The organism is Ornithinimicrobium sp. CNJ-824 (genome assembly GCF_001942405.1).
In the GTDB taxonomy this organism is placed as follows: domain Bacteria; phylum Actinomycetota; class Actinomycetes; order Actinomycetales; family Dermatophilaceae; genus Ornithinicoccus; species Ornithinicoccus kibberensis.
Genome location: NZ_MKKA01000044.1, coordinates 154884 through 179848, shown reverse-complemented (window position 1 = coordinate 179848; position 24965 = coordinate 154884). Strand labels below are relative to the sequence as shown.

Here is a 24965-nt window from a genome sequence, read left to right as displayed (position 1 = left end):
CCTCAGGGGTCCCCGACGGCGCACGGCGGGCGGTAGCCGGTGCCCGGCAGCAGGCCCTCCCACTCCTCCCGGGTGACCTCCTGCTGCACGGCGCCGCAGACGCTCGTGGTGGCCAGGTCCACGTCGGTCAGCCACAGCCGGGTGCGCCCCGAGAGCCCGCCGCCGAGCAGAACCGTCCCGTCCGACGACCAGGCCACGTCCTGCAGGTTGGCCAGGCCGGCACCGAGCACCTCGGTCGGCCGCCACCCGTCCGCACCCCGCGTCCACAGCCAGGCCTCGCCCTCGTCGACCGCGGCCGCGAGCCGCTGTCCGTCGGGGGCGAAACGCACCCCGTTGGGGATGGCCGACGGACCCGACAGCGGGTCCCCGGCCGCTGTCGGGCGGGCGGGGTCGGACACGTCGTAGAGGTGCACCCGTTCGTCGGAGGCCGCGAGCACCAGGGTGGTGCCGTCCGGGGAGAAGTCCGCCCCGTAGACGGTCAGGCCGGTGTCGATCCGCCCCAGGGTCCGCTGCGGGTCGTCGACGTGCACCAGCCGCACCTCCCCGGTCCCGTCCGGCACCGCCAGCAGACCGTCCTCGCGCACCGCGACGGTGAAGACCTCCCCCGGAACGGTGACCTCGTCGAGCAGCCGCCCCCTCTCCTGCCCGGTCAGCCCCACGACCGCGACGCGCCCGTCGCGACCGACGGCGACCAGACGCTCCGCGTCGTGCGTCAGCAGCACGACGGGGATGCCCCCGTCGGACACGGGCAGGTCGACGACGACCTCGGACGTGGTGCCCTCGAGCCGCCAGACGACGACGCGACCCTCGGTCGTGCCGGTGGCCACGACGGAACCGTCGTGGCTGACCGCCCCCGTGCCGGTCGAGGTGTCCCCGCCGTCGGGCCGCAACGTGTGCAGCAGGCGCGGGGCGTGGGGCCGCCAGGCGTCCCACACCTGGACGGCACCGTCGGGCGGCCCGGTCGCCGTCAGCCAGCGGTCGCCCCCGGCCGAGGCGGCGACCGTGAACACGTTGCCCGCCAGCCGCGGCAGCGCCGATCCCTGGGAGTCCCAGGTGTAGGTCGTCCCGCCCATCGTGGTGAACAGCCACCGGCCCTGGGCGACGGCGACGTCGAAGACCGGCCGGGGCGAGGGCAGGACGAGGCTGGGCGACTCCGTCACCGAGCCGTCCTGGCCGAGGCGCCACAGGGACACCTGCCCGTCCCACCCGGCGGCGGCCAGCAGTCCGCTCGCGTCGTCGATGTGGACGGCGAACAGGTTGGTGTCGGAGGCGTAGCGGTGGTGCGTCTCCTCCAGCCCGTCGCCGGCGACCTCGATCCAGTGGACCAGCCCGGACCGGCCGACCGCGGCCACGGCCGTGCCGTCCGCGCTGACGTCGAGGTCGAAGAGCTCGCGGCCGGTGTCCAGCTCGCCGACCGTCTCCAGCGCGTCGCTCCCCCGGCCCACCTGCCAGACCGAGACGGTGCCGTCGGCCCCGGCGGCCGCGAGGACCTGCCCGTCGTCGCCGGCCCCCAGGGCCTCGACGAGGACGCCGACGTCGGTCGTGCCCTCCAGCGGCTGCGCGTCGACCGGGGCCTGCCTGTCGTCGGCGGCGGCGGACCCGCCACGGCCGGCCCCGACGGCATACCGGTGGAGCACACCGTCGGCGGCCACGACGAGGGTCCTCCCGGCGTCGGCGAAGGTCATCGCGGTCGGAGGTGCCGGGACCTCGAGGCGGTGGGCGACCGGCCCGGTCGGGTCGGTCAGGTCGAGCACGGCCAGCATCGGCTCGCCCGTGCCGGTCCCCTCCTGCGCGCCCTCCGGCACCGCGGTGCCGCCGACGACCACCCAGGGCCGGTCGGGATGGGCCGCGAGCCGGACCACGGAGGGCGCCTCGACGCCCTCGACCACGTCCCGCAGGCGGGCCACCACCTCCCACGCCCCGGTGCCGCCCTCGGCGTGGCGGACCACGACCACGCCCCCGGCCGAACCGGCCAGCACGAGGTGCTCCCCGTCGGGCAGCGGGACGGCCCGGTCGAGCACCGCCCCCTCGGGGTCGGCCCAGTCGCCGAGCACCGGGGTCGTCGTCGCGTCCAGGAGGGCCGATCGGCCCTCGCGCGTGGGGGCGGTGCGGAACGCGGCCAGCGCGAGCTGGCGCGAGAGCAGGGGGTCGCGGTCGCGCAGGCTCTCGGCGGCCACGGCCATCTGCCGCGACTGCGCCTGGTCGCGCTCGTCCTTGGCCCGGTCCCACCAGCGCAGGGCCACCAGGGAGGCCACCGTGGTGGCGACCAGCAGCAGCGCGAGCACGGCGCTGACGGCCCGGCTCCGTCGTCGTCTGGCCGCCTGCTCGTCCGCCAGCCGTCCGGCCAGCTCCCGGCTGGCCGCGACGTAGTCCTCCTGCAGCGGCGTCAACGGGTCCTCGGCGGTGGACCGCCACTCGTCGACGGCCTGCAGCCGGGAGCCCCGCAGCAGGTGGTCCTCGCCCCGGCCGGCGGCGTCCCAGTCGCGGGCGGCCCGCTCGAGCGCCTCGCGGCGGGCCAGGTCGCCACGGCGCGCGTCCACGGCCTCCCGCAGGCGCGGCCACGCACCCACGAGCGACTCGTGGCTGAGCGTCGCGTCGTCGGTCCGCACCACCACCAACCGCCCCTCGACGAGGCGGTCCAGGACCGTCCGGGCCTCCGGGGCGGCGGCCAGCAGCTCCTCGAGCGGCACCAGACGCCGGGTCCAGCCCTGGGCGGGCGCGGTCGTCACCATCCGCAGCAGCAGCGTCATCGCCAGGTCCCGCCGGTCGGCCGGCAGGGAGCCAAGGACCTCCTCCGCGGACTGCCGGATCGCCCCCTCGAAGCCGCCGGCGTCCCGGTAGCCGGCCACGGTCAGCGCCCACCGGTCGCTGGAGCGCCACATGGTGTCCAGCACGTGCGCCAGGTGGGGCAGCACCGATCCGACGGTGTCGGGCCGGACGTCCGCGAGGATCAGCTCGGCCAGGCCCTGCTCCAGGACCAGCCCCACCTGACGCGCCGGCCCCTCGATGGCCGACCTCATCTCGGACAACCCGAGCGGCTCGACGAGCAGCTGGTGGTGCTGCAGGGCCTGCGCCAGACCGGACAGGGTCATGGCCTCGCCGTAGAAGTCGGCGCGCAGGCCCAGCACCACCACCCGCCCCGGCGAGCGGCCGCCCACGCCGTCAGGTCGGCGACCAGCTCCTCCGCCCGGGCGCGCAGGTCGGGGTGGGTCCACAGCTCATCGAGCTGGTCGACGACGAGCACCCGGCCGACCGCGCCTCCACCCCTGCCGCCCCGGTCGGTCGCGTCGGGCCCGCCGCCCGGGTCCGTCCCGGCCGCACCCTCGACCCACCCCGACCCCCGCTCCCCGGCCTGGGTCGGGGTCAGCACGGTGCAGCCGTCGGCCCCCAGGGCCGGCTGGAGCCCCGCCCGCAGGAGCGAGGACTTGCCCGACCCCGAGGGTCCGACCACCGTCACGAGGTGAGGGGTCGTGCCCGCGGCCGTCTGGACCAGGGTGAGCAGGCGGTCGAGCAGCTCCTCCCGGCCGAAGAACAGGTCGTGCTCCTCGGCGCCGAACGGGCGCAGCCCGGGGTAGGGCGTGCGCGTCACCACCTGCCGACGCTGCTCGTGCAGGTCCTGGAGCCGGCGGTGCCAGGCGGACCGTTCCGCCTCGGGGACCTGGCACTCCCGCAGGACACCCTCGAGCACCTCCGGACGGTTGGCCGGCGGCAGGTGCCGTCCGGCGAAGTAGCCGCCGAGGGTGGCGGACGGGACGCCGGTCGCGCGGGCGACGTCGCGCACCGACCGTCCGGCCCGCCGACGCAGCTCGGACAGGTCGCCGGCGAAGGCCACCATCGAGTCGGGTGCGCGGCTCACTCAGGGCCTCCTTTCGTCGCAGGGAGAGCGTACGGACAACCTCGGACAACCTCCCACCCTTGTGTCGCACCCACGTCTCAGCCGCAGGTCAGCGGCCTGCGGTGTACGGAGTCGTACGGATATCCACAGCTGGCTGGCGCCCGTACGCCTCGGACGGCTACACAAGAGTCGTGGGTGCCTGGCTGCAGGGGGCCAGGCACCCCGACCCGCCACCGCACCCACTCGAAGGAGGACGCCGTTGTCCACCGTCGACACCGATCCGCGGGTGGAGTTCCCCCGGACGTCGGCAGCGCTCGCGGAGGTGCTGCTCACGGACCTGCGCTGCCGGCGACGGTGGCAGCGGCACACCCGCCGCAACAGCAGCCAGCTGCCGAACCAGGCGGGGGTCGCCCACGTCCTGGCCGCCGCGGTGCGGGACGGTGGTCGCGGTGGGACGACCGCCGCGCGGTCGTCAGTCCCCCGCAGCCTGAAGGACCGGGTCTCCCGGGCGCTCACGGGCCGTCTCGTGACGGCCAGCACGCTGAACCTGTTCGTCGAGGCCTTCGGCATGACCGAGGAGCAGGAGCGCCGGCTCTACGCAGCCTGGGAGGCGGACCAGACCTTCGTCTGATCTCGCGGACCAACACCGCTGCGACGTCGCAGGTCTAAGGTCGGGGGATGGACGGGTTCGACCTGGACCGCGCCACCGAGGTCGGGTGGGCCGGGTTCCTCACGCGGCTGGCCGCGCACCTGGCGACGGCCACCGAGCCGTTGCGCATCACCCCCTACGGCGCCGGGTCCGAGAGCGCACCCGCGCTGGAGGTGCGGCCCGACGGTGAGGTGCTGCACGCCGAGCTGCGGATCCCCGAGGGACGCCCGGCGCTGGACGAGCAGAACCGGCGGCACCTGGGATCGCTGGGGTGGCGGGAGGAGTCGCCCACGGCATACCTCCTCGAGCGTCCCCGCACCCACGCGCACCTGCTCGCGGCGGTCGTGTCCGACACGCTCCGGCACGTCGTGGGGGCCCCGCACCCGGCGTTCCTCGACGCCGGGAGCCTGACGATCACCCCGCCCGACCCCGCGGACGACGTGGCGGTGCGGCCCGAGATCGACCTGGACGAACCGGTGCGGGTGACCACCCCGGCCGAGCTGCGGCAGGCGGTCGAGACGACGCTGCACGCCACGATGGGGCACCCGCCCCGGCGGGACGCCGACGGTGACGTGCCGATCGTGTTCGGGACGACCCTCGTCTACGTCCGCACGGCCGACGCCCAGCCGGTGGTGAGCATCTTCGCCATCCTCGTGCAGGACGTCGCCGACCTGGAGGCGGCGCGACGGGAGGTGGGCATCCTCAACCGGGAGTCGGTCTTCGCCAAGTTCCACCTCGTGGGACGCCAGGTGGTGGCCAGCGTGGCCATCCCGAGCCTGCCCTTCGTGCCCCGGCACCTGGTCGGGATGATCGAGCTCCATGGGCCGCGAGCTGGACCGTCTCGACGACGCCCTGGCCGTGCGCGTCCAGGGCCGCCGCTGGATCGACGTCATGACGGGCCGTGGGCCGGGAGGGGTGGAGACTCCCCCGGCCACCCCGGACACGCGGGACGGCACGGGCGGGCAGGAGGAGGGCGACCTCGGCTCCGGCCAGGCACCGGACGGGCTTCCGGAGGAGCTGCTGACCCTGCTCAACCTGGACCGGGAGGGCCCGGTCCCGCTGGAGCCGGCCCTCGTGGCCGACGTGTGCCACCACGACCGGGCGCTCATCCTGCGCTTCATCCGGATCGCGGAGGAGCGCACCATCTCCGGGCGGGGGGCGGTGGACGAGGCGCGGGAGGCCGGGGACGTGGAGAGGGCCCGCGCCGCCACCGAGGAGCTGCACCGTTGGCAGTCGACCGTCCGGGACCTGCGCGCCGCCCTGCGGCACGTGGTGACCTTCGGCCAGGCGGAGGGGTAGGTCGGGGAGGCACTCCGGGCGTCTCAGCCCTCGACGCCCCCTCCTCAGGTCGCCGGCGCCGCCACCTGCCGGATGTGGTCGGACGCTGCCCGTGGCTCGATCCCCGCCTCCCGGAGCGGCCTGTCGTCACAGGTGCTGGGGTGGGTGTCGGAGTGGAGGGCCATCGCCATGACCGAGGCCAGCGCCGGCCGGGGCCGGGCCAGGACCCGGCTGGCCACGCCGAGCACGGGCCGGGGCACGTGCCGGACGGTGAAGGAACGGCCGGCGGCCCGCTCGAAGGCGGCCACCGCCTCGTTGGGGGTGACCGGCTCGGGGCCGCCGAACTCCACCTCCGGCGGCACCGACTCCGCGACCGCGAGGTGCGTCACCAGGGCCGCGACGTCGTCGATCGCGACGTAGCGGTGGGCGGCGTCGCCCTTGCCGTAGACGACGGCCCTGCCCCGCGCCACGTCGATGCCGCCCGCGCCGGCGAGCCAGACCTCCTGGAACATGTCGGGCCGGACGACCACCGCCTCCATGCCCGTCGCCCGCAGCGCCCGCTCGGTCGCCCGCTTGGCCGCCACGAACGGGGCCCGGGCGCCGGCACCCCGGTCGAAACCCGCGGCGGAGAGGAAGACGAACCTGCGCACCCCGGCCTCGTCGGCCGCCGTCACGAGGTGCTGGTTGCCCTCGACGTCGACGTCGCGCACGCTCAGCTCCTTGTCCCCCGCCAGCGACCGCGCGAGGGCGTTGGCCGTGGTGACGACCGTGTCGACCCCCTCCACGGCCCGCGCGAGGCTGGCCGGGTCGCGCAGGTCCCCACGGACGACCTCCACCCCCAGGGCCTCGAGCGCACCCGCGTCGGTCGTCGGCCGGACGAGCGCCCGGACCGTCCGCCCGTCCTGCACCAGACGACGGACGACGCGTCCGCCCAGCTCTCCCGTGGCGCCGCAGACCAGGATCATGGCTCCTCCTCGTGGTCGCCTCCGCGACCCGTGAGGGCGACCGGTCGGCCGGTCGGTCGACACCCCTGTCGTCCTGAGGGTGACGCTACTCCGCACGTGGCGGCCGGGGTAGGGCCTTCGCTCGCGACCTCGCGGCCGGGACGCCCGTGGCCGCGTAGTCTCCCTCCATGTCGTTCCTGCGCACCACCGCCCGCATCACGCTCGGCCTGGCCATGGTGGGGGCCGGCGTCGGTCACCTGACCACCCAGCGGCAGGAGTTCCAGGCCCAGGTGCCGGACTGGTTCCCGCTGGACGAGGACCTCACCGTGCTCGGGTCGGGCGTCGTCGAGATCGCGCTCGGTGCCTCGTTCGTCGTCCTGCCCCGCCGCAAGCGGCTGGTCGGTGCCCTCCTCGCGGCCTTCTTCGTGGTGATCTTCCCCGGCAACGTGGCGCAGTACGTCGAGGGCACCGACGCCTTCGGCCTGGACACCGACCGCAAGCGGCTGGTCCGCCTGTTCTTCCAGCCCGTGCTCGTGCTGTGGGCGCTCTACGGCGGCGGCTGGTTCCGGCGGGGCGGCCGACGGGAGACGTAGCCGACCGCCGACCCGCGACGGGTCGACGGGTGCGACCCCGACCGACCTTGCCGATGCGGGACCTAGGCTCCGCGGGCCTCCGCATACCTGCGCAGCACCTCGCGAGTCGGCGCGACCTCGACGCCGAGCTCGTGCAGGCGCGAGGCGTCCAGCACCGGCCGGTGCGCGAGGAACACCGTCTGCTCGGGGCCGTAGGCGGTCAGCCCCAGCCGTCTGCCGACGGCCAGCACCGTCCGCAGCGCCGGCTCGGGCACCGTCAGCGTCCGCCTGCCCAGGGCCCTCGCGATCTCCGGCACGGTCACCGTGCCCTCCCCCGCGACGTTGAACACCCCGGTCGTCGGCGAGGTCACCGCGGCCACGACGACCCGCACGACGTCCTCGTCCCACACGAGCACGAACGGCGACTCCGCGCCGGCCAGCCGGAGGATGAACCGCCCCGACCACAGGCGGGTGATCTGGTTGTCGACCCGCTCCCCCAGGATCGTGCCGATGCGCAGGACCACCTGCTCCAGGGTCGGGGTGCGCGCCCGCTCGACGGCGAGCATCTCCTCCACCTGCCGCTTGTGGTCGGCGTAGGCGAACTCGGGGTTGCCCCGCAGCGGGTCGTCCTCGGTCAGCGGGACCGGGTTGTCGGCGTGGTAGCCGTACGCCGCCCCGCTCGAGCTCACGACGATCCGTCGGACCCCGTGCTCGCGGCAGGCGTCCAGCACGTGCCGCGTCCCGTCGACGTCGACGGCCCGCTCGCGCGCCCGGTCCGAGTCCTTGCCGGGGGTGACGACGCTGGCCAGGTGGACCACCACCTCCGGGCGGTGCCCGGCCAGGACCTCCTGCACGGTATGCCGCTCGCGCACGTCCATCCGCACGTGCACCGCCCCCGGGGTCGGGCGGGCGGGGTCCCGTACGTCGGCGCCGACGACCTCGTGGCCCCCCGCGACGAGGCCGGGGACCACCGAGGAGCCCAGGAAGCCCGAGCTTCCGGTGACGAGGACCTTCATGGGCGGCACCGTACCGGCCCGGTCACCGGCCGGTGCCACGGATGCGTCCGGCCGGCCGGGCATCGCATACATTCTGCTCGTGAGCGCACAGGCCCCCTCGTCCGTCATCCTCGTCCGCGCGACCAAGTTCGTCCCCAACCCGGCGACCGCCGCCGACAACGCCTTCCAGCACGTCATCCCCGAGGGGCAGCCCACGGAGGAGACGTCGCGGCAGGCGCTGGCCGAGATGGACGCCCTCGCCGGGGCGCTGCGCGACGTCGGCGTGCGGGTGCACGTCTTCGACGACGACGACCACACCCGGCCCGACAGCGTCTTCCCCAACAACTGGCTCTCCACCCACCAGGGCGGTTACGTCGCCGTCTACCCGATGTACGCCTCCAACCGCCGCCACGAGCGCCGCGGGGACGTCCTGGAGATGCTCAAGTCGACGTACCGGGTGCAGACGATCATCGACTACTCCGGCCTGGAGCCCGACGGCATCTTCCTCGAGGGCACCGGGGCGATGGTCCTCGACCACATCTCGCGGGTGGCCTACACCGCGGTCAGCAGCCGCGCCGACACCAACGTGCTGGAGCGCTTCTGCACCGACTTCCGCTACGAGCCGATGGCCTTCGAGGCCCTCGACTCGGAGGGCGTGCCGGTCTACCACACCAACGTCATCGCCTGCATCGGCACCGACGTCGCGCTCGTGGCCCTGGGGATGATCCCCGACGAGCAGCGCCGGCAGGAGGTGCGCGAGCGCCTGTCGGTCAACGGCCGTCGGGTCGTGGAGATCACCGAGGAGCAGGTGCGGCAGTTCGCCGGCAACGCCGTGGAGCTGTGCGGCCGCCGGCCGGACGGGACCAAGCGCTACGTCATGGCGATGTCCGGCAGCGCCCGGCGCAGCCTGCGCCCCGACCAGGTCGCGGAGATCGAGCGCTCCTGCGAGATCGTGTCCGTCGACGTGCCGACGATCGAGCTGGCCGGCGGGTCCGTGCGCTGCATGATCGCCGGCGTCCACCTCGACCCTCGCCCCGCCGAGGGCGGGGAGCCGACGGCCACCGCCGTGGCGATCGACGAGCACCCGCACACCGCCGACGGCCAGGACGTCGCGGAGGGCACGGGCTGACGGGTCAGCCGCCGGCCCGGCCCGGGCCCAGCGTCGCCCGCACCAGCTCGGCGCGGGCGGCCCACGGCATACCCCCGAACATCCCCCACATCGCCCGGGCCAGCCCTGCGGCGTCGGAGTCCCGGGACATGAAGTCGCGCTGCTGCCGCCTCGGCAGCCGCCCGAACGCCTCGAACAGCGCCAGCGTGCCGGCCGTGTCCAGCCGCAGCAGTGCGCGGAGCCCGGCCTCGCGCAGCAGGTCCGCGGGGCCGGCCGGGTCCGCGTCGGTCAGCGTCCCGTCGGCGACCTTCGCCGCGAGCCCGTCGGCGCTGCGCAGCGCGTGCGCCACCGAGTAGCCGGTCACCAGGTTGCCCCCGCGGCCGGCGACCCCGACGGCGACCACGCCCTCGGGCGCCGGTCGTCCGCGGCCGCGCATGGGGATCCGGACGACCTCGCGCTCCAGCGGGGTGTCGACGGCGGCCGGGTCGACGCCGCGGGAGAGCAGGCGGTGCCGCAGCCGGGACCGCAGCTCCTCGACCGGCATCCCGGGCGCCGCCGCCAGGCAGGTCTCCTCCAGCAGCACCCGGTCCTGCCCCAGCGGGATCGCGTAGAGGAAGGTCGGCGTGCCGGTCGGCTCGGGATCGTCGGTCCAGTCCGTGCGCCAGTCCATGAGCAGCCCCTCGGCGCCCTGAAGGGCCGGGACGGCCGCGGCCGCGGGGACGACGATCCCGTATGCCGTCTGCGCCGGCGCGGGGTCGTCGACCACCCGCCCCTCGGGCCGGGCCCCGCGCGCGTCCACGACGGTCCGGGCCTGCGCACGCAGGTCGGCCACCTCGTCGTCGGTCAGCCGGGCCCGGCGGACCTCGGCGCCGTCGAGGGGCAGGGCGGCCTGCAGGGCGGCGTTGTCGAGGACGACGTACTCCCGCCCGAGGGGGTGGTCGCCGTGCACCCGGATCCACGGGTCCCCCGTGCGGGCCCTGACCACGGACGCGGGCAGGTCGCCGAGCTCGTCGGCCCAGACGCCGTAGGTGGGCGTCCAGACCGTGTCCGGCCGCGGGTCGACGGCGAGCACCGACAGCCCGCGCGCGAGGCAGCGGTAGGCCAGGGCCCGGCCGGCGGGGCCCAGGCCGACCACCGCGACGTCGTGAGGCACCACCTCAGACCACCGGGACGTCGCGTCGGCGGAAGCCCACGAACCCGGCCACGGTGAGCAGGACCGCGAGCACGAGCAGCACGACCACCCCGGTCGTGGAGGCCCCCTCGCCGACCACGTCGCGCCCGACGGCGAGGAACGGCGAGGCGTCGAGCAGCGGGTCGGGCAGGTCGAAGCCCGGCCCGAGGTAGGCGAGCACGGCACCCGCCGCGAGCGCCGCCCAGGCCAGCCCGTGCCAGCGCGGCCGCCAGCCCAGGAGCGCCACGGCCAGCCCGGCGAAGAGGAGCACCGCGGCGCCGTGCGCCAGCGACCCCTCGAGCACGTCCGCCACCCAGGCGTCGTCGCCGAGCGAGGCGGCGGTGGTCACGCCGAGCGAGACCGCGCCGACCAGGCCGACGACGAGGGCGCCGGCCAGGACGACGAGCACGTGCACCCCGAGCCAGGAGGCTCGGGACCGCGAGGAGGACAGCCCGACCTCCAGCCGCCCGCTCTCCTCCTCCTTGCGCAGGGTGCCGATCCCCGCGATGACGAAGGCGGCCACGAGCATCCCCAGCATCATGAGGAAGGTCGACATCACCGTGCGCAGGACCACCTCGCCGCGGCCTCGACGTCGGCCCCGAGAAACCCGCCGAGCGCCCGGTTCTCGGTGATGACGTCGATGACGGCCTGGGCCAGGGAGCCGTACACGCCCATGAGGGCCGCGCCCACGACGGTCCAGCCCACCACCGCCCCCCGGTGCTGGCGGACGGCCAGGCCCAGCGGGGTCCGCAGCGCCGTCGAGGCCCGGGCCACGGAGCGCCGGGGCTGGACGAGGGCGCTGCCGACGTCCCGGCGGTCGAGCAGCCGGAACGCCAGCGCGAGCAGCACCAGGCCGACCACGAGCGCGAGCAGCAGGGGCCAGGCCCGGGCGTCGCCGAAGGCCCGCACCTCGTCGACCCAGCCGTGGGGCGAGACCCAGACGAGGGCGTTGCGCTCGAGGGCACCGGCCCCGCGTAGCAGGTAGGACACGACCGTCAGCGCCAGCCCGATCCCCCACACCGCCCGGGCGTGCTCGACCACCTGGGCGGCCACCGCGGTCAGGCCGACGAAGACGAAGCCCAGGGCGGCGATCCCCAGCCCGTAGAGGAGCGACCCCGCGGGGTCCGCCCCGAAGGCGGCCATCGCCGCCCCGCAGCCCAGCCCGGTCAGCAGCACCGCGCCGGAGGCGACGAGCACCGCGGCCAGCAGCGGGGCGCGACGCCCGATCCGGGCGCCAGCAGCAGCTCGAGCCGCCCGGCCTCCTCGTCCCGGCGCGTGGCCCGGCTGGTCAGCGCGATCGCCATGAGCGGCAGCCCGAAGGACAGCACGAAGCCGAACTCGTTGGCGAACACCCCGCCGATCGTGTCCAGCCCCGCCACCCGGCCGTTGAGCACGGCCATGGCGTCGCCGCCGAGGGACTCGGCATACCCCCGGATCTTCTCCGGCGTGTCGTAGAGGGCCCCGATGGAGGCGCCGGTGAGCGCCATCACCCCGACGAGGGCCAGCACCCACGCGGCCAGCCCCTTCCAGCCGGTGCGCAGCGCGATGAGCGTCATCGTGCCCACGCCGTCCAGGCCGGCCCCGAGGGAGCGCGCCTCCCGGTGCGTGCCGGTCATGCCCGCTCCGCCTCCGGCGTCGCGTAGGCCTTGAGGAAGAGGTCGTCCAGGCTCGGCGGGGTCACCGTCAGCGTGTGGATCCCGGCGTCGTGGAGGGCGCCGACCAGCGCGCCGACGGCGTCCGGCTCGGCGCTGGCGTGCAGCTCGGTGCGCCCCTCCTCGTCGGTGCCGGTGCGCACGTCCTCCAGCCCGCCGAGGCGGTCCAGGGCCGGGGCCCGCACCGTCACCGCCCGCACCTGGCTGTGGGTATGCCGTCGCAGCTCGGTCAGCGTGCCCGTCGTCACCGTGCGCCCCGCGCGGATGATCGAGACCCGGTCGGCCAGCGCCTCGACCTCGCCGAGCAGGTGGCTGGACAGCAGCACGGTCGTGCCCTCGGCCCGTCGTTCGTGCACGACCTGCTGGAAGACCTGCTCCATGAGCGGGTCCAGCCCGGCGGTCGGCTCGTCGAGGACGAGCAGCTCCACGTCGCGGCCAGCGCCGCCACGAGGGAGACCTTCTGCCGGTTGCCCTTGGAGTAGTCGCGGGACCGCCGCGTCGGGTCCAGGTCGAAGCGCTCGACCAGCTCGGCGCGGCGCCGCTCGTCGATGTGGCCGTGCGCGCGGGCCAGGACGTCGATGCACTGCCCGCCGGTCAGGCCCGGCCACAGCGTCACGTCGCCGGGGACGTAGGCCAGGTGCCGGTGCAGCCGCACGGCGTCGGCCCACGGGTCGCCGTCGAAGAGCCGGACGGTCCCGCCGTCTGCGCGCATGAGCCCCAGCAGGACGCGGATGGTCGTCGACTTGCCGGACCCGTTGGGCCCCAGGAAGCCGTGCACCTCGCCGCGGGTGACCTCCAGGTCGAGCCCGTCGAGGGCCTGCACCCTGCCGAACCTCTTGTCCAGGCCCTCGATCCGGACCAGCTGCTCGCTCATCGTGTCCTCTCCGGTGGTCCGTCGGGCCCGTCGTCGTCCCCGCGGCCGCGGTCGTCGTCGCCCCGGTCGTCGTCGGGCGGGGGCGGCAGGTCGCCCCGCAGCGGGCCGGCACCCTCGAGGTCCTCCAGGGTCATCCGCGCCCGGTCCAGCTCCTCGGTGTCGGCCCGCACGGCCGTCAGCTCGCGGCGGGCCGCCTCGACCCGCTGCGCCGCCCGTCCGCCGTCGGCGTCCCGCTGCGCCTCGAGCTCGGCCAGGGTCAGCCGCTCCTGGGCCCGCGCCACCGTCCGTGCGTGCGCGGCCTCGGCCTGCCGCACGAGCTCGCGGGCGGCCCGCACGGCCCGGGCGTGCCGGTCCCCTGCGTCGACAGGGTCCCCGGCGTCGCCGGCGTCCCCCGGGTCGCCGTTGCCGACGGGCCCCGCCCCGACCCGCACAGGACCGGGGTCCTGCCCGACGGACCTCGCCCGCTGCAGCAGGACGTAGAGCGCCACGAGCACGGCCAGGAGCAGCAGCAGCGGAATCAGCCGGACCAGCATGGATCCACCTCCGCCCCGAGCCTATCCGCCGCCGCCGACGCGCCCTCAGGCCTCGATGACCACCGGGATGATGAGGGGGTTGCGACGGTGCTTGCGCTCGGCCCACCGCGACACGGCCCGCTCGATCCGCTGCTCCAGCTCGGCGTGGTCACCGATGCCGTTGGCCGCGGCGTCCGCGAGCGCCTTCTCGATCACCGGGACGGCGGCCTCGAAGATCGACTCGTCGGTGCCAAGCCCGCGGCCCACGAAGTCCGGCGGCTCGGTCAGCTGCCCGGTGTCGGCGTCGACGAGCGCGACGATGGTCACCGTCCCCTGCCGGCTGAGCGTGACGCGGTCGCGCAGCTCGTCCTCGGTGACGTCGCCGACGGTGCCGGCGGAGACGTAGACGTAGCCGGCGCGCACCTTGCCGGTGACCTTCACCCGGCCGTCGACGAGGTCGACGACCATGCCGTCGTCGATGACGGGGACCCGCTCGGGGTCCAGGCCGGTGGCGATCGCCAGGTCGGCGTTGGCCCGCAGGTGGCGCCACTCGCCGTGCACGGGCAGCACGTTGCGTGGCTTGATGAGGTTGTAGCAGTAGACGAGCTCCCCGGCGCTGGCGTGCCCGGAGACGTGCACCTTGGCGTTGCCCTGGTGGACCACCTTGGCGCCCCACCGGGTGAGGCCGTTGATGACGCGGGAGACGGCGTTCTCGTTGCCGGGGATCAGCGAGCTGGCCAGCAGCACCGTGTCGCCCTCGCCGATGCGGATCTGGTGGTCGCGGTTGGCCATCCGGGACAGCGCGGCCATCGGCTCTCCCTGGGAGCCGGTGCTGACCAGCGTGACCTTCTCCGGCGGCAGGTCGTCCAGCTTCTTGACGTCCACGACCAGCCCCCGCGGCACCCGCAGGTAGCCCAGGTCCTGGGCGATCTTCATGTTGCGCACCATCGAGCGGCCGACGAAGGCCACCTTGCGCTTGTGCTCGTGGGCCGCGTCGAGCACCTGCTGGATGCGGTGCACGTGGCTGGCGAAGCTGGAGACGACGATCCGGCCGGGGGCGGTGCGGAAGACGGTCTCGATCGCCGGCGTGAGGTCTCGCTCGGCGGTGGTGAACCCGGGCACCTCGGCGTTGGTGGAGTCGACGAGGAACAGGTCCACGCCCTCGTCGCCGAGCCGGCCGAACGCGCGCAGGTCGGTCAGCCGCTCGTCCAGCGGGAACTGGTCCATCTTGAAGTCGCCGGTGTGCAGCAGCAGCCCCGCCGCCGTGCGCACCGCCACCGCGAGCCCGTCCGGGATCGAGTGGTTGACGGCGATGAACTCGCAGTCGAACGGGCCGAACGTCTGCCGGTCGCCCTCGGCCACCTGGACCGTGTTGGGCCTGATCCGGTGCTCCTTGAGCTTGGCCTCGATGAAGGCCAGCGTCAGCCGCGAACCGACGACGGGGATGTCGCCCCGCTCCTTGAGCAGGTAGGGCACCGCCCCGATGTGGTCCTCGTGCCCGTGGGTGAGCACGATCGCCACGATGTCCTGCAGCCGGTCCCGGAGCATGGAGAAGTCGGGCAGGATGACGTCGACGCCGGGCTGGTGCTCCTCGGGGAAGAGCACGCCGCAGTCGATGACGAGCAGCTTGCCGCGGTGCTCCAGGACGGTCATGTTGCGGCCGACCTCGCCCAGGCCTCCCAGCGGCACCACCCGCAGACCGTTGCGGGGAAGTGAGGGCGGGTTGCCCAGCTCGGGGTGCGGGTGGCTCATGGATCTCCTCGTCGATCAGGGGTATGGGGTCTCCGGCGCCGCACGCCGGTGCTGGGGACGACCCTACTCGCCCCGGGGCGCGGGCCCACCGAGAGTTTGCGTCCGCACATACCCCCCGGGGTATGATGGGGACATGACCACGACGATCTCCATCGAGACCTTCGCCGCCCGTCACGCCGACGGCGCCTTCGTGCTGGACGTCCGCGAGGCGGCCGAGTACGTCGACGGCCACGTCCCCGGCGCCGTGCTCGCCCCGATGAGCCGCATCATGTCCTCCCTCTCCGGCGTGCCGAGGAACCGGCCCGTCCACGTGATCTGCCAGACCGGCAACCGCAGCCGGTCGATGGCCGACCTGCTGACCGCCCTGGGCTACGAGGCCGTCTCGGTCGACGGCGGCACCTCCGCCTGGACCGCGGCCGGCCGCCCCGTCGTCACCGGGCGGCTCGCCGCCTGAGACCCCGTCCCCGGGACCGGGGGGCGGGCCCGCACGGGCCCGCCCCTCGGCATACCCCCTCCCCTAGGATCGAGGGTGTCCGCCGGGAGAGGGAGGATCCGTGACGCCGTTGTTCGCGGCGATCGGCTTCGCCGTCAACACCGCCCTGCTGTTCGCCCTCACGCGCCGGCTGCTGGGGGTGCCGGTCGGGTGGTTCCGCACGCTGGTCGTCGCGATCGTCGTGACCGGGGCCATGGGCGGCTTCCTCGAGCTGGCCGGCACACGTCTCGGACTGCCCGCCGACCCCGGCGGCCTGGAACGGTCGAGCGACCTCACCGTCGTCGCCCTCGTGCTGCTGCTGCTCGTGGCGTGGGGCGTCGCGCTGGGCGTCGGCGGGCTGGTGCTGCTCGAGGCCCTGGCGCCGACCGGGAGCCTGCCCTCCCCGGTCGCCGTCCTGCGCGACCTGCCGGCGCGGCGGCGGCGGAGCAGGCGCTACGGCCAGATCGTCGGCGTCGCGGTCCGGCACGGGCTCGGGGGCTTCCTGCGGGCCGGGGCGCACCTGCCCAGCCACGACCACGTGCACCTGGGCCGCCGGCTGCGCATGGCCTTCGCCGACGGCGGGGTGACCTTCGTCAAGCTGGGCCAGATGCTGGGCACCCGGCCCGACGTGGTCGGCCCCGAGCTGGCGGCCGAGCTGGGCCGGCTGCAGGCCGACACCCCGCCGCAGCCGTGGGACCGCACCGAGGCCACGCTGCGCACCGAGCTCGGGACCGGCTGGCGCGAGGCGTTCGCCGAGCTCGACGAGACCCCGATGGCGGCGGCCTCCGTCGGGCAGGTCTACCGGGCGACCCTGGCCGACGGGTCCCCCGTGGTCGTCAAGGTCCAGCGCGCCGGCGCCCAGGAGCAGGTGCGGGCCGACCTGGACATCGTGCTGCGGATGTCGCGCTGGCTGGAGCGGACCACCCCGTGGGGCCGCGCGATGGGCGTCCACGGCATCGCGGCCGGCTTCGCCGACAGCCTCGCCGAGGAGCTGGACTACACCGTCGAGGCCGCCAACGCGCAGGCGGTCGCCGCGGGGACCGGGACGGACGGAGGGGACGGCGGGCCGCTCGTGCGGGTGCCCACGACCTACCCGACCCTGACGACGCCGCGGGTGCTGGTCATGGAGCGGGTGAGCGGCGTCCCCCTCTCCCGCCCCGACGCCACCCGCGGCCTGGACCCGGCCACCCGCGAGCGGCTGGCGAGGGCGCTGCTGGCCAGCGTGCTGACGCAGGTGCTGCAGACGGGCGTGTTCCACGCGGACCTGCACGCCGGCAACGTCCTGGTCGAGCGGGGCAGGCCGTCCGAGGGCGCCGAGGGTGCAGCGGCGGGTGACGGCGCGGGGACGTCGCCCGCCGGCGCCCGGTTGGCGCTGCTCGACTACGGCTCCGTGGGACGGCTGGACCGCACGGCCCGGGACGCCCTGGCGCGGCTGCTCTTCGCGGTGGACCGCAGCGACTCCCTCGGCGCCGTCGACGCCCTCTGCGACGTCATCGACGCCCCCGTCGGTCTGGACGACCGTGCCCTGGAGCGGGACGTCGGCGGGGTGATCTCCCGGGCCGGGAACGGCGGCACCGGGCCGATGTCCACCGTCTTCGGCGACATCTTCACGCTGGTGGTCCGGCACGGGTTCAGCGTGCCGACGCAGATCGCGACCGCCTTCCGGGCCCTCGGCGCGCTCGAGGGGACCCTGCGGACGCTGGACCCCGGGCTCGACCTCGTCTCCGCCTCCCGGACCGTCGGCCAGAGCTACCTCGCCAAGAAGCTCAGCCCGCAGGAGGTGCGCGCCACCCTGGAGGAGCACCTGGTCCATGTGCTCCCCGTCCTGCAGCGCCTGCCCCGAAGGGTGGACGCGATCGCGGCGGCGGTGCAGAGCGGCGAGGCCCAGCTGCGGGTGCGCTGGCTGGCCGACCCGTCCGACCGGTCGTTCATCACCGGGGTGGCCAACCACTTCGTCATCACCATGCTGGCCTCGGTCCTGGCGCTGAGCGGGGTGCTCCTGCTCGTCGCCGAGGGCGGGCCGGCGCTCGCGCCGACGATCGACCTCAACCCGGTGCTCGGCGGGACGCTGTTCCTCTTCGCCTTCGTGCTCGGCGCGCGCTCCCTGGCCGGGGTGTTCCGCGACCCCGGGGACGGCCCCCGGCCGCACCGCTGACGGACGACCGTGGCGGCGCAGCCGCAGCGACACCGCGGCACCCGGTCACTCCGCCAGGGCGCTCCGGTGCAGCGAGGCCAGGCCCGGGTAGTGCCCGATGCCGTCGCGCAGTCGCGCCCGCTCCTCGTCGGTCAGCTCCCGCCGGACCTTGGCGGGCACCCCGGCCACGAGCGACCCGGACGGCGCCTGCGTGCCCTCGAGCACGACCGCCCCGGCCGCGACCAGGCACGACTCCCCGACCACCGCGCCGTTCATCACGACCGCCCCCATGCCGACGATCGTGCCGGTGCCGACCGAGCACCCGTGCAGCACGGCGCCGTGGCCCACCGACACGTCGTCCGCCACAGTCGTCGGGAACCCGGCGTCGGCGTGCACGACGACGTTGTCCTGCAGGTTCACCCGCTCCCCCAGGGTAATCTGCTCGCTGTCGCCCCGCACGGACGCGCCGTACCAGATGCTGCTGCCCGCCCCGATCCGCACGCTGCCGCTGACCACGGACTGCGGCGCGAGCCACGCCTCCGGGTCGATCTCGGGCCGCCGGTCGCCCAGGGGCAGGACCAGACCTGCTGCTGCCATCGTCGTCTCCTTCGCTCGTCGGGCTCCGACCATGGTCCTCCGGCCGGTAGCGTCCGGGGAGGGGACCACGCCGAGGAGGAGGAGGCATCCGTGGAGGACGTCGTCGTCATCGGTGCGGGCATCGTCGGTCTGGCGACCGCCCGCGCCCTGCTCCTGGCCCGTCCCGGCCTGCGGGTCGTCGTCGTCGACAAGGCCGACGAGGTGGGCGCGGCCCAGACCGGCCACAACTCCGGGGTGATCCACGCCGGCCTCTACTACGCCCCCGGCTCGCTCAAGGCCCGCCTGTGCCGGGCCGGGGCCACGGCCACCACGCAGTTCTGCGACGAGCACGGCATCCCCCACCGGACCGTCGGCAAGCTCGTCGTGGCCACCGACCCCACCGAGCTGGGGCGCATGGAGGCGCTCCACGCCCGGGCCCTGGAGAACGGCATACCGGTCCGTCGCGTGGACCGGGCCGAGCTGGCGGAGATGGAACCCCTGGTCACCGGACTCGGGGCCGTGCACTCCCCGGCGACCGGCGTCGTCGACTTCCGGCGGGTGGCCCGGGCGATGGCCGACGACGTCCTCGCACGCGGCGGGAGCGTGCGCCTCCGCTCGGCGGTGCGTGCCGTGCAGGAGTCGGGCGGGAGCTCCCCCGGCGTGGACGTCGAGACCGACACGGGCCTGGTGCGGGCGCGGTATGCCGTCGCGTGCGCCGGTCTGCAGGCGGACCGGGTGGCCCGCCTCGGCGGGCTGGACGTGGACTTCCGGATCGTGCCCTTCCGCGGGGAGTACTACCAGCTGCCGCTGGACCGCCGGCCCGTGCAGCGGCTCATCTACCCCGTCCCCGACCCGGCCCTGCCGTTCCTGGGCGTGCACCTCTCGCCCACGATCGACGGCCGGGTCACGGTCGGGCCCAACGCGGTGCTGGGCCTGGCGCGCGAGGGCTACGCCCGGTGGTCGTTGGACCCGCGCGACGTGGCCTCGTTCGCGACCTTCCCGGGCATGTGGCGCTTCGCCCGCCACCACGTGCGCACCGGCCTGGCCGAGGTCCGGGACTCGATCAGCCGGCGGGCCTACCTGCAGCGGGTCCAGCGCTACTGCCCGTCGGTCACCCTGGACGACCTGCGCCCCTACCCCGCCGGGATCCGCGCGCAGGCCGTCGACCGCAGCGGGACGTCGGTCGAGGACTTCCTGCTGCGCCGGACCGCCCGTCAGCTGCACGTGTGCAACGCCCCCTCGCCGGCCGCGACCTCCGCGATCCCGATCGGGGAGCTGATCCGCGACGAGGTGCTGGCCGCGATCGGCTGACGCGGTCAGCCCCGGCCGAGCAGCCCCTTGACGTACTCCGCCTGCCCGAGGTGCTTGGCCGCGTCCTCGAGCACCGAGTAGATCCGCACCGCGACCGTCACCGGCGGGTCGCAGCTCTCGTCGACCACCCGGCCGTAGTCCTCCTCCCCCAGCCCGTGCACGAGCCGACGGGTCAGCTCGTGGACGGCGGCGGCATACCCCTCGAGCAGGGCCGGGTCCGGAACCTCGAACCGGCCGACGTCGCCCGGGTCCTGGCCGTAGCCGTGCGCGTCCGGGGCGTAGGGCAGGTCGAACCGTTCCTGCCAGCCGCCCGCACGCCAGACCTCCTCCTCCCCCGCGATCTGCGCGAGCTGGGCGTCCTGCTGGCGGCTCAGGTGCCACAGCAGCCACCCGACCGGGTTGGCGTCGATGCCGGGACGCCACCGCAGGTCCTCGGCGTCGAGCCCGTCGAGAACCTCCCCCACCCCCTCCTCGATGCGCTGGAAGCCGTCGAGCAGGACGGCACGGACGAGGTCGGTGGCGGCAGCGGTCATGCCGTCAGTGTGTCCACGACGACCGACACCCCACAACCGGACCGGCCAGGTCCTACTCCCCCTGCGCGGCGCGCCACTCCTCGATGTCGGCGTCCAGCTGCGCCCGCCGCTCCGGCGTCACGAACGCGGCCTCGGCGCTGTGGTGCGCGAGCGTGGCCAGCTCGTCGGTCGTCAGCCCCAGGGCGGCGGTGAGCTCGCGGTAGTTGTCGTCGACGTAGCCGCCGAAGTAGGCCGGGTCGTCGCTGTTGACGGTGACCACGACGCCGCGGTCCATCAGCTCACGCACCGGGTAGCCCTCGAGGGAGTCGACCACCTGCAAACGGACGTTCGACAGCGGGCACAGCGTCAGCGGCACCCGCTCGGCCGCCAGCCGGTCGATCAGCGCGTCGTCCTCCAGCGAGCGCAGGCCGTGGTCGACGCGCTCGACGCCGAGGACGTCGAGCACCTCGGTGACGTTGGCCGCGGGCCCCTCCTCCCCGGCGTGCGCCACCCGGTGCAGCCCGTGCGCGGCGGCGAGCTCGAACGCCTCGCGGAACGACGCCGCCGACCCGGTCTCCGAGGAGCACAGCCCGACCCCCAGCAGCGGGACGTCGACAGCCAGGGCCTCCCGCAGCGCAGCGGTCGCCTCCTCCCCGGGCAGGTGCCGCAGGAAGGTGACGATGAGCCCGGCGGTCAGCCCGTGCTCGCCTTCGGTGGCCTCGAGAGCCCCGGACACCCCCCGCAGCACGACCTCGGCGGAGACGCCCCGGGCCGTGTGCGCCTGCAGGTCGAGGAACACCTCGGTATGCCGCACGCCGCCGGCCGCCGCCCGCGCCAGGTAGGCGCGGGTCAGGTCGGCGAAGTCCTCCTCGGTGCGCAGCACCGCCATGTTGGCGTAGTAGAGGTCGAGGAAGTGCTGCAGCCCGGTGAAGTCGTAGCGCGAGCGCAGGTCGTCGATGTCGGCCCACGGCAGCTGCACGCCGTTGCGCTCGGCCAGGGTGTAGATGAGCTCGGGCTCGAGGGTGCCCTCGATGTGCAGGTGCAGCTCTGCGGTGGGGATCGTCATGGGGGCATGATGGCAGGAGCCCGGGCCGTGGGGCCCGAGGTCCTTGCGCGCCGGGCTCAGGCCACCGCCGCCCCCACCTCCGGGCTCACCCCCGTGCGCCGCTTCCACACCGCGGCGACGGCCAGCCCGGCGACGATGTCCCAGATCCCCCACCAGGCGGCGACGAGCGCCATCCCGCCGAGCCCGTCGAAGAAGCTGAAGACCAGCAGCAGCCCCAGGCCGGCGTTGCGGATCCCGACCTCGAAGGTCGACGCCTTCACCGAGCCCTCGGGCAGCCGCGCGGCCCGACCGATGGCATACCCCAGCAGCAGCGCCAGCGCGTCGTGCACGAACACCGCCACCACGACCAGCCCGATGTAGGCGGTGAAGATCGCCCAGTTGTTGGCCACCCCGACGACGATGACGGCCGCCAGGCCCAGCGTGGCGACCGGACCGACCACCCGACGGGCCTTCCCGGCGAACCGCGGGAACCGGTGGCTGAGGTAGATCCCCACGACGAACGGCAGCCCGATGACGAGCAGGATCTCGGCCAGCATCGACAGCGGGCTCAGCTCGATCTCGCGCAGCAGGTCGCGCCCGGTCGGGTGCAGCGAACCCCAGAACGCCACGTTGACCGGCATGAGGAAGATCGCCAGCACGTTGCCCACCGAGGTCATCGACACCGACATCGCCACGTCGCCGCCGGCCCGGTGCGTGAGGATGTTGGACACGTTGCCCGGCGGGCAGCAGGCCACGAGGATCAGTCCCAGCGCCAGCGACCCGCGCAGGTCCAGCAGCAGGGTCAGCACGAAGGTGATCGCGGGCAGCACGAGGAACTGCGCGAACACCGCCACGAGGATCGCCCACGGCCGCCTGATCGCCCGCCGGAAGTCCGTCACCCGCGTGTCCAGCGCCACCCCGAGCAGGATGAGCCCGAGCACGATCCGCAGCGTCGTCAACGAGCCCTCGTCGAAGGCGATCCGGATGGCGTCGACGTCCGTCACGGCGCGACCCCCAGCTCGGCCGTCTGCGCACGGACCGCACGCCGGTAGGCGTCCTTGTTGACGTAGTAGGCCATCCGCTCCAGCCCCAGGTAGTCGTAGCCGCCGGTCAGGTCGGGCCAGCTCGAGGGGTCGGCCATCTTCGCGCGCATCCGTGCCGCCGCCTCGGGGTCGCGCTCCCGCGCGGCGAGGTATGCCGCCACCAGCTCGGCCTGCTCCCACCGCCCCTGCCAGCCGATGCCGGACGCCTCGACCATGCCCACGACGTACAGTCCCTCGGCCGCCGGGCTGACGATCTGCAGGTAGAGCCCCGGCGCGCCCGCGCCCTCGGGCCACCCCAGCAAGGACCGGTCGAGGAAGGGGTAGTGCAGGCGGTAGCCGGTGGCGAGCACGACCACGTCGTACTCGCGCCGCGTCCCGTCGCGGAAGACCACCCCGTCGCCGTCGAGCCGCTCCACGTCTGGCCGCACGTGGGCGTCGCCGTGCCCCAGGTGGTGCAGGATCAGGCTGTTGACGATCGGGTGCGACTCGTAGAGCTTGTGGTCGGGCTCCGGGAAGCCGAACCGGGTCGGGTCGCCGGTGAACATGCGCAGCAGCCGGCTGTCGACCGCCTGCTTGATCCGCGGCGGCAGCGGACGGCCCTGGTTGAGGGTGTCGGCGGGGCGGCCGAAGACGTACTTCGGCACGAAGTGGTAACCGCGCCGCACGCTGATGTCGACACTGGCGGCGTGGTGGACGGCGTCGACGACGATGTCGCAGCCGGAGTTGCCCGCGCCGACGACCAGCACCCGTTTGCCGGCGAGGACGTCGGGCCGCTTGTACTCCGCCGTGTGGAAGATCTCCCCGTCGAAGTGCCCCGGCAGCTGCGGCACGTTCGGCTCGGACAGGGTGCCGTTGGCGACGACCACGCCCGCGTGCTCGGTCTCCACGGGTATGCCGTCGGGCCCGGTCGAGCGCACCACCCACCCGGCCGACGGGTCGCCCGGGTCGCCCAGCGCCTCGACGCTGGTCACCTCGGTGCCGAAGCGGTAGTGCTCGCGCAGCCCGAAACGGTCGGCGTAGGAGCGGAAGTAGGCCAGCAGGTGCCGGTGCGAGGGATAGTCGGGCGTGCCCTCGGGCATCGGGTGCTCGGTGAACTCGGTCGTCGTCCGGGAGGAGATGAGGTGGGCGGACTCGTAGACCGTCGACCGGGGCGCGTCGATGTCCCACAGCCCGCCGACGTCGTCGGCCAGCTCGTAGCCGGTCCACGGCAACCCGAAGCGCTGCAGGTTGCGGGCCGCGGCCAGGCCGGAGGGACCGGCGCCGATGACGGCGTAGGAGGGCGAGCTCATCCAGGGGTTCCTTGTCGCAGGCGGCGGGTCATCAGGCGGGCGTAGGTGCGGGGGGCCAGGCGCGAGGCCTGCCAGGCAAGGTGCGCGGTGCGTCCCACCAGGACGCGGTCCCGTCGCCGGCGCACGACGTCGAGGACGGCGCCGACCACGTCGTCCGGTCCGACGGGGGCCCCGGTCGTCGAGCGGTCGCGGCTGCCGTCGGCGGTCGTCAGCAGGGTGGTGACGAAGGTCGGGTGGACGAGGCCGACGTGCACCCCGTCGGCGGCCAGCTCGGGACGCAGCGCCTCCATCAGGCCGGTGACGGCGTGCTTGGCGGCGACGTAGGCGGGACGGCCCGCGACCGGGGCGAAGCCGGCGACCGACCCGATCGTCACGACGCTGCCCCTGCTCTCGCGCAGGTGCGGCAGGGCGGCGAGCGTGCAGGCCAGCGCGCCGAGGTGGTTCACCTCGAGGACCCGGCGGTGGGTGGCCAGGTCGTGGTCGTCGATCGTGCCGATGGCCGAGATGCCGGCGTTGTTGACGAGGACGTCCAGGCGGCCGTGCTCGGCGAGAACCTTCCCGACGGCCGCCCTGACCTGCTCCTCGTCGGTGATGTCGCAGGCGAGGATCCGGGCCCCGGTGTCGGCGACCAGGTCGAGCCCCGCGACCACCGCGCCCTCGGCGGCGAACCGCCGCCGCAGCGCCGTGCCGATGCTCCCGGAGGCACCGGTGACCAGCACGACGGCGTCGCGCAGGTCGGCTCGGCCACGCGGATGCGCAGGGCTGGGTGTCCTCTTCGTCACGGTGGCACGCAGGCTAGCCGACGCCACCCGCCGCCCCCGGCGTGTCGCGCACTGTGCCGTGCCGTTGCGGCGTGTCCCGTGCCTGGACCCCGGCGGTGCAGCACGCGACACGCAGCAGGACGAGGATCCCGGCAGACTGGGCCGATGACGTCCTGGTTCAGCAACCCCGCGGCCCGGCGGTGGACGCCTGCCGACGCCACCGGCGGCGCTCGCGACTTCCACCGCTCCCTGCCCGGCTACGCCCCCAGCCCGCTCGCGGACCTGCCGGCCCTGGCGGAGGAGCTGGGCGTCGGCCGGGTCCTGGTCAAGGACGAGTCCTCGCGCCTGGGACTGCCGGCGTTCAAGATCCTCGGCGCCTCGTGGGCCTGCCGCCAGGTGCTGGACCGCTTCCCCGGGGCCGAGCTGGTCACCGCCACCGACGGCAACCACGGCCGGGCGGTCGCCCGGACGGCCCGCGAG

23 protein-coding genes and 3 pseudogenes are annotated in these 24965 nt (G+C 74.8%); 9 read left to right on the top strand and 17 right to left on the bottom strand.

All coding sequences use genetic code 11. The features are described 5' to 3' along the window. Nucleotides 1-2: 2 nt before the first annotated feature. Together BJF81_RS12700 and BJF81_RS12695 are read right to left on the bottom strand one after the other, a co-directional pair. The gene (locus BJF81_RS12700; protein ID WP_075958646.1) at nt 3-3158 is read right to left on the bottom strand and encodes a WD40 repeat domain-containing protein; all 3156 of its coding nucleotides are present in this window, start codon (nt 3156-3158) and stop codon (nt 3-5) included. Beyond that, nucleotides 3089-3856: an nSTAND1 domain-containing NTPase gene (locus BJF81_RS12695; protein WP_143780842.1), complete on the bottom strand. Its 768-nt coding sequence runs from the start codon at nt 3854-3856 to the stop codon at nt 3089-3091. Before BJF81_RS12695 ends, BJF81_RS12700 begins: the two co-directional genes overlap by 70 nt. Nucleotides 3857-4094: 238 nt before the next feature. On the opposite strand from BJF81_RS12695, the gene BJF81_RS12690 reads away from it, so the two are divergent. The 3 genes and pseudogenes from BJF81_RS12690 (at nt 4095) to BJF81_RS12685 (ending at nt 5783) form a co-directional block, all read left to right on the top strand. Next, on the top strand, nt 4095-4466 hold the full coding sequence (locus tag BJF81_RS12690; protein ID WP_075958644.1) for a hypothetical protein: 372 nt from the start codon (nt 4095-4097) through the stop codon (nt 4464-4466). 47 nt (nt 4467-4513) lie between these two features. Continuing rightward, a pseudogene (locus BJF81_RS21605) lies at nt 4514-5287 on the top strand (T3SS (YopN, CesT) and YbjN peptide-binding chaperone 1); the annotation flags it as partial. A 16-nt stretch (nt 5288-5303) separates the two neighbouring features. Next, nucleotides 5304-5783, top strand: coding sequence for a hypothetical protein (locus tag BJF81_RS12685; protein WP_075958643.1), 480 nt, complete (start codon nt 5304-5306; stop codon nt 5781-5783). Between the two features lie 44 nt (nt 5784-5827). On the opposite strand, the gene BJF81_RS12680 is transcribed toward BJF81_RS12685, so the two are convergent. Then, a complete protein-coding gene (locus tag BJF81_RS12680; protein WP_075958642.1) occupies nt 5828-6727 on the bottom strand; it encodes an SDR family oxidoreductase in 900 nt (299 codons plus the stop codon). A 167-nt stretch (nt 6728-6894) separates the two neighbouring features. On the opposite strand from BJF81_RS12680, the gene BJF81_RS12675 reads away from it, so the two are divergent. Then, nucleotides 6895-7299, top strand: coding sequence for a DoxX family protein (locus BJF81_RS12675; protein ID WP_075958641.1), 405 nt, complete (start codon nt 6895-6897; stop codon nt 7297-7299). Between the two features lie 62 nt (nt 7300-7361). On the opposite strand, the gene BJF81_RS12670 is transcribed toward BJF81_RS12675, so the two are convergent. Further along, nucleotides 7362-8294, bottom strand: a complete 933-nt coding sequence (locus BJF81_RS12670) for an NAD-dependent epimerase/dehydratase family protein (RefSeq protein ID WP_075958640.1) — start codon at nt 8292-8294, stop codon at nt 7362-7364. A gap of 79 nt (nt 8295-8373) precedes the next feature. Between BJF81_RS12670 and ctlX the strand changes: the two genes are divergently transcribed. Continuing rightward, nucleotides 8374-9402, top strand: a complete 1029-nt coding sequence (gene ctlX, locus BJF81_RS12665; protein ID WP_075958680.1) for a citrulline utilization hydrolase CtlX — start codon at nt 8374-8376, stop codon at nt 9400-9402. Nucleotides 9403-9406: 4 nt separating this feature from the next. Here the strand turns inward: ctlX and BJF81_RS12660 are convergent, their stop codons facing one another. The 7 genes and pseudogenes from BJF81_RS12660 to BJF81_RS12630 all read right to left on the bottom strand — a co-directional run bounded on the left by BJF81_RS12660 (nt 9407) and on the right by BJF81_RS12630 (nt 15342). Next, nucleotides 9407-10534 carry a lycopene cyclase family protein gene (locus BJF81_RS12660; RefSeq protein ID WP_158068686.1) on the bottom strand — a complete coding sequence of 376 codons (1128 nt, stop codon included), beginning with the start codon at nt 10532-10534 and terminating at the stop codon, nt 9407-9409. Between the two features lie 4 nt (nt 10535-10538). Beyond that, nucleotides 10539-11108 carry a hypothetical protein gene (locus BJF81_RS18100; RefSeq protein WP_158068685.1) on the bottom strand — a complete coding sequence of 190 codons (570 nt, stop codon included), beginning with the start codon at nt 11106-11108 and terminating at the stop codon, nt 10539-10541. Then, nucleotides 11108-11749: a hypothetical protein gene (locus tag BJF81_RS12650; protein WP_075958637.1), complete on the bottom strand. Its 642-nt coding sequence runs from the start codon at nt 11747-11749 to the stop codon at nt 11108-11110. The genes BJF81_RS18100 and BJF81_RS12650 overlap by 1 nt, the downstream gene beginning before the upstream one ends. Next, on the bottom strand, nt 11719-12168 hold the full coding sequence (locus BJF81_RS12645) for a hypothetical protein (RefSeq protein ID WP_075958636.1): 450 nt from the start codon (nt 12166-12168) through the stop codon (nt 11719-11721). The genes BJF81_RS12650 and BJF81_RS12645 overlap by 31 nt, the downstream gene beginning before the upstream one ends. Continuing rightward, a pseudogene (locus tag BJF81_RS12640) lies at nt 12165-13078 on the bottom strand (ATP-binding cassette domain-containing protein). Before BJF81_RS12640 ends, BJF81_RS12645 begins: the two are co-directional and overlap by 4 nt. Continuing rightward, nucleotides 13075-13611 (bottom strand): hypothetical protein, encoded by a 537-nt coding sequence (locus tag BJF81_RS12635; RefSeq protein WP_075958635.1) that lies wholly within the window; start codon nt 13609-13611, stop codon nt 13075-13077. The pseudogene BJF81_RS12640 and the gene BJF81_RS12635 overlap by 4 nt, the downstream one beginning before the upstream one ends. Before the next feature lie 45 nt (nt 13612-13656). After that, entirely contained in the window at nt 13657-15342 is a 1686-nt protein-coding gene (locus tag BJF81_RS12630) for a ribonuclease J (protein WP_075958634.1), read from the bottom strand. A 133-nt stretch (nt 15343-15475) separates the two neighbouring features. On the opposite strand from BJF81_RS12630, the gene BJF81_RS12625 reads away from it, so the two are divergent. Beyond that, complete coding sequence (locus BJF81_RS12625) at nt 15476-15796, top strand: rhodanese-like domain-containing protein (RefSeq protein WP_075958633.1); 321 nt, start codon at nt 15476-15478, stop codon at nt 15794-15796. A 100-nt stretch (nt 15797-15896) separates the two neighbouring features. Further along, entirely contained in the window at nt 15897-17969 is a 2073-nt protein-coding gene (locus tag BJF81_RS17640; RefSeq protein ID WP_143780840.1) for an ABC1 kinase family protein, read from the top strand. Nucleotides 17970-18014: 45 nt separating this feature from the next. Here the strand turns inward: BJF81_RS17640 and BJF81_RS12615 are convergent, their stop codons facing one another. Beyond that, nucleotides 18015-18545, bottom strand: a complete 531-nt coding sequence (locus BJF81_RS12615; protein WP_075958632.1) for a gamma carbonic anhydrase family protein — start codon at nt 18543-18545, stop codon at nt 18015-18017. A 90-nt stretch (nt 18546-18635) separates the two neighbouring features. Between BJF81_RS12615 and lhgO the strand changes: the two genes are divergently transcribed. Beyond that, nucleotides 18636-19835, top strand: coding sequence for an L-2-hydroxyglutarate oxidase (gene lhgO / locus BJF81_RS12610; RefSeq protein ID WP_075958631.1), 1200 nt, complete (start codon nt 18636-18638; stop codon nt 19833-19835). 5 nt (nt 19836-19840) lie between these two features. Here lhgO and BJF81_RS12605 read toward each other — a convergent pair whose 3' ends face one another. Genes BJF81_RS12605 through BJF81_RS12585 form a run of 5 tightly spaced genes read right to left on the bottom strand, consistent with a single transcriptional unit; the run spans nt 19841 to nt 24506 of the window. Next, the gene (locus tag BJF81_RS12605; protein ID WP_075958630.1) at nt 19841-20368 is read right to left on the bottom strand and encodes a mycothiol transferase; all 528 of its coding nucleotides are present in this window, start codon (nt 20366-20368) and stop codon (nt 19841-19843) included. A gap of 52 nt (nt 20369-20420) precedes the next feature. After that, entirely contained in the window at nt 20421-21413 is a 993-nt protein-coding gene (locus BJF81_RS12600; protein WP_075958629.1) for an adenosine deaminase, read from the bottom strand. Between the two features lie 56 nt (nt 21414-21469). Beyond that, a complete protein-coding gene (locus tag BJF81_RS12595; RefSeq protein WP_075958628.1) occupies nt 21470-22396 on the bottom strand; it encodes a bile acid:sodium symporter family protein in 927 nt (308 codons plus the stop codon). Then, nucleotides 22393-23724: a flavin-containing monooxygenase gene (locus BJF81_RS12590; RefSeq protein WP_075958627.1), complete on the bottom strand. Its 1332-nt coding sequence runs from the start codon at nt 23722-23724 to the stop codon at nt 22393-22395. The genes BJF81_RS12595 and BJF81_RS12590 overlap by 4 nt, the downstream gene beginning before the upstream one ends. Then, nucleotides 23721-24506, bottom strand: coding sequence for an SDR family NAD(P)-dependent oxidoreductase (locus tag BJF81_RS12585; RefSeq protein ID WP_158068684.1), 786 nt, complete (start codon nt 24504-24506; stop codon nt 23721-23723). The genes BJF81_RS12590 and BJF81_RS12585 overlap by 4 nt, the downstream gene beginning before the upstream one ends. Here BJF81_RS12585 and BJF81_RS21125 point away from each other — a divergent pair. After that, a pseudogene (locus tag BJF81_RS21125) lies at nt 24477-24956 on the top strand (pyridoxal-phosphate dependent enzyme); the annotation flags it as partial. The gene BJF81_RS12585 and the pseudogene BJF81_RS21125 overlap by 30 nt on opposite strands. Between the last annotated feature and the right edge of the window lie 9 nt (nt 24957-24965).

Coding starts and splice junctions, on each gene's coding strand:
- BJF81_RS12685 (WP_075958643.1), top strand. CDS start 5,304: ATGGGCCGCGAGCTGGACCGTCTCGACGACGCCCTGGCCGTGCGCGTC.
- BJF81_RS12680 (WP_075958642.1), bottom strand. CDS start 6,727: ATGATCCTGGTCTGCGGCGCCACGGGAGAGCTGGGCGGACGCGTCGTC.
- BJF81_RS12675 (WP_075958641.1), top strand. CDS start 6,895: ATGTCGTTCCTGCGCACCACCGCCCGCATCACGCTCGGCCTGGCCATG.
- BJF81_RS12670 (WP_075958640.1), bottom strand. CDS start 8,294: ATGAAGGTCCTCGTCACCGGAAGCTCGGGCTTCCTGGGCTCCTCGGTG.
- BJF81_RS18100 (WP_158068685.1), bottom strand. CDS start 11,108: ATGTCGACCTTCCTCATGATGCTGGGGATGCTCGTGGCCGCCTTCGTC.
- BJF81_RS12645 (WP_075958636.1), bottom strand. CDS start 12,168: ATGACCGGCACGCACCGGGAGGCGCGCTCCCTCGGGGCCGGCCTGGAC.
- BJF81_RS12635 (WP_075958635.1), bottom strand. CDS start 13,611: ATGCTGGTCCGGCTGATTCCGCTGCTGCTGCTCCTGGCCGTGCTCGTG.
- BJF81_RS12630 (WP_075958634.1), bottom strand. CDS start 15,342: ATGAGCCACCCGCACCCCGAGCTGGGCAACCCGCCCTCACTTCCCCGC.
- BJF81_RS12625 (WP_075958633.1), top strand. CDS start 15,476: ATGACCACGACGATCTCCATCGAGACCTTCGCCGCCCGTCACGCCGAC.
- BJF81_RS12615 (WP_075958632.1), bottom strand. CDS start 18,545: ATGGCAGCAGCAGGTCTGGTCCTGCCCCTGGGCGACCGGCGGCCCGAG.
- BJF81_RS12605 (WP_075958630.1), bottom strand. CDS start 20,368: ATGACCGCTGCCGCCACCGACCTCGTCCGTGCCGTCCTGCTCGACGGC.
- BJF81_RS12600 (WP_075958629.1), bottom strand. CDS start 21,413: ATGACGATCCCCACCGCAGAGCTGCACCTGCACATCGAGGGCACCCTC.
- BJF81_RS12590 (WP_075958627.1), bottom strand. CDS start 23,724: ATGAGCTCGCCCTCCTACGCCGTCATCGGCGCCGGTCCCTCCGGCCTG.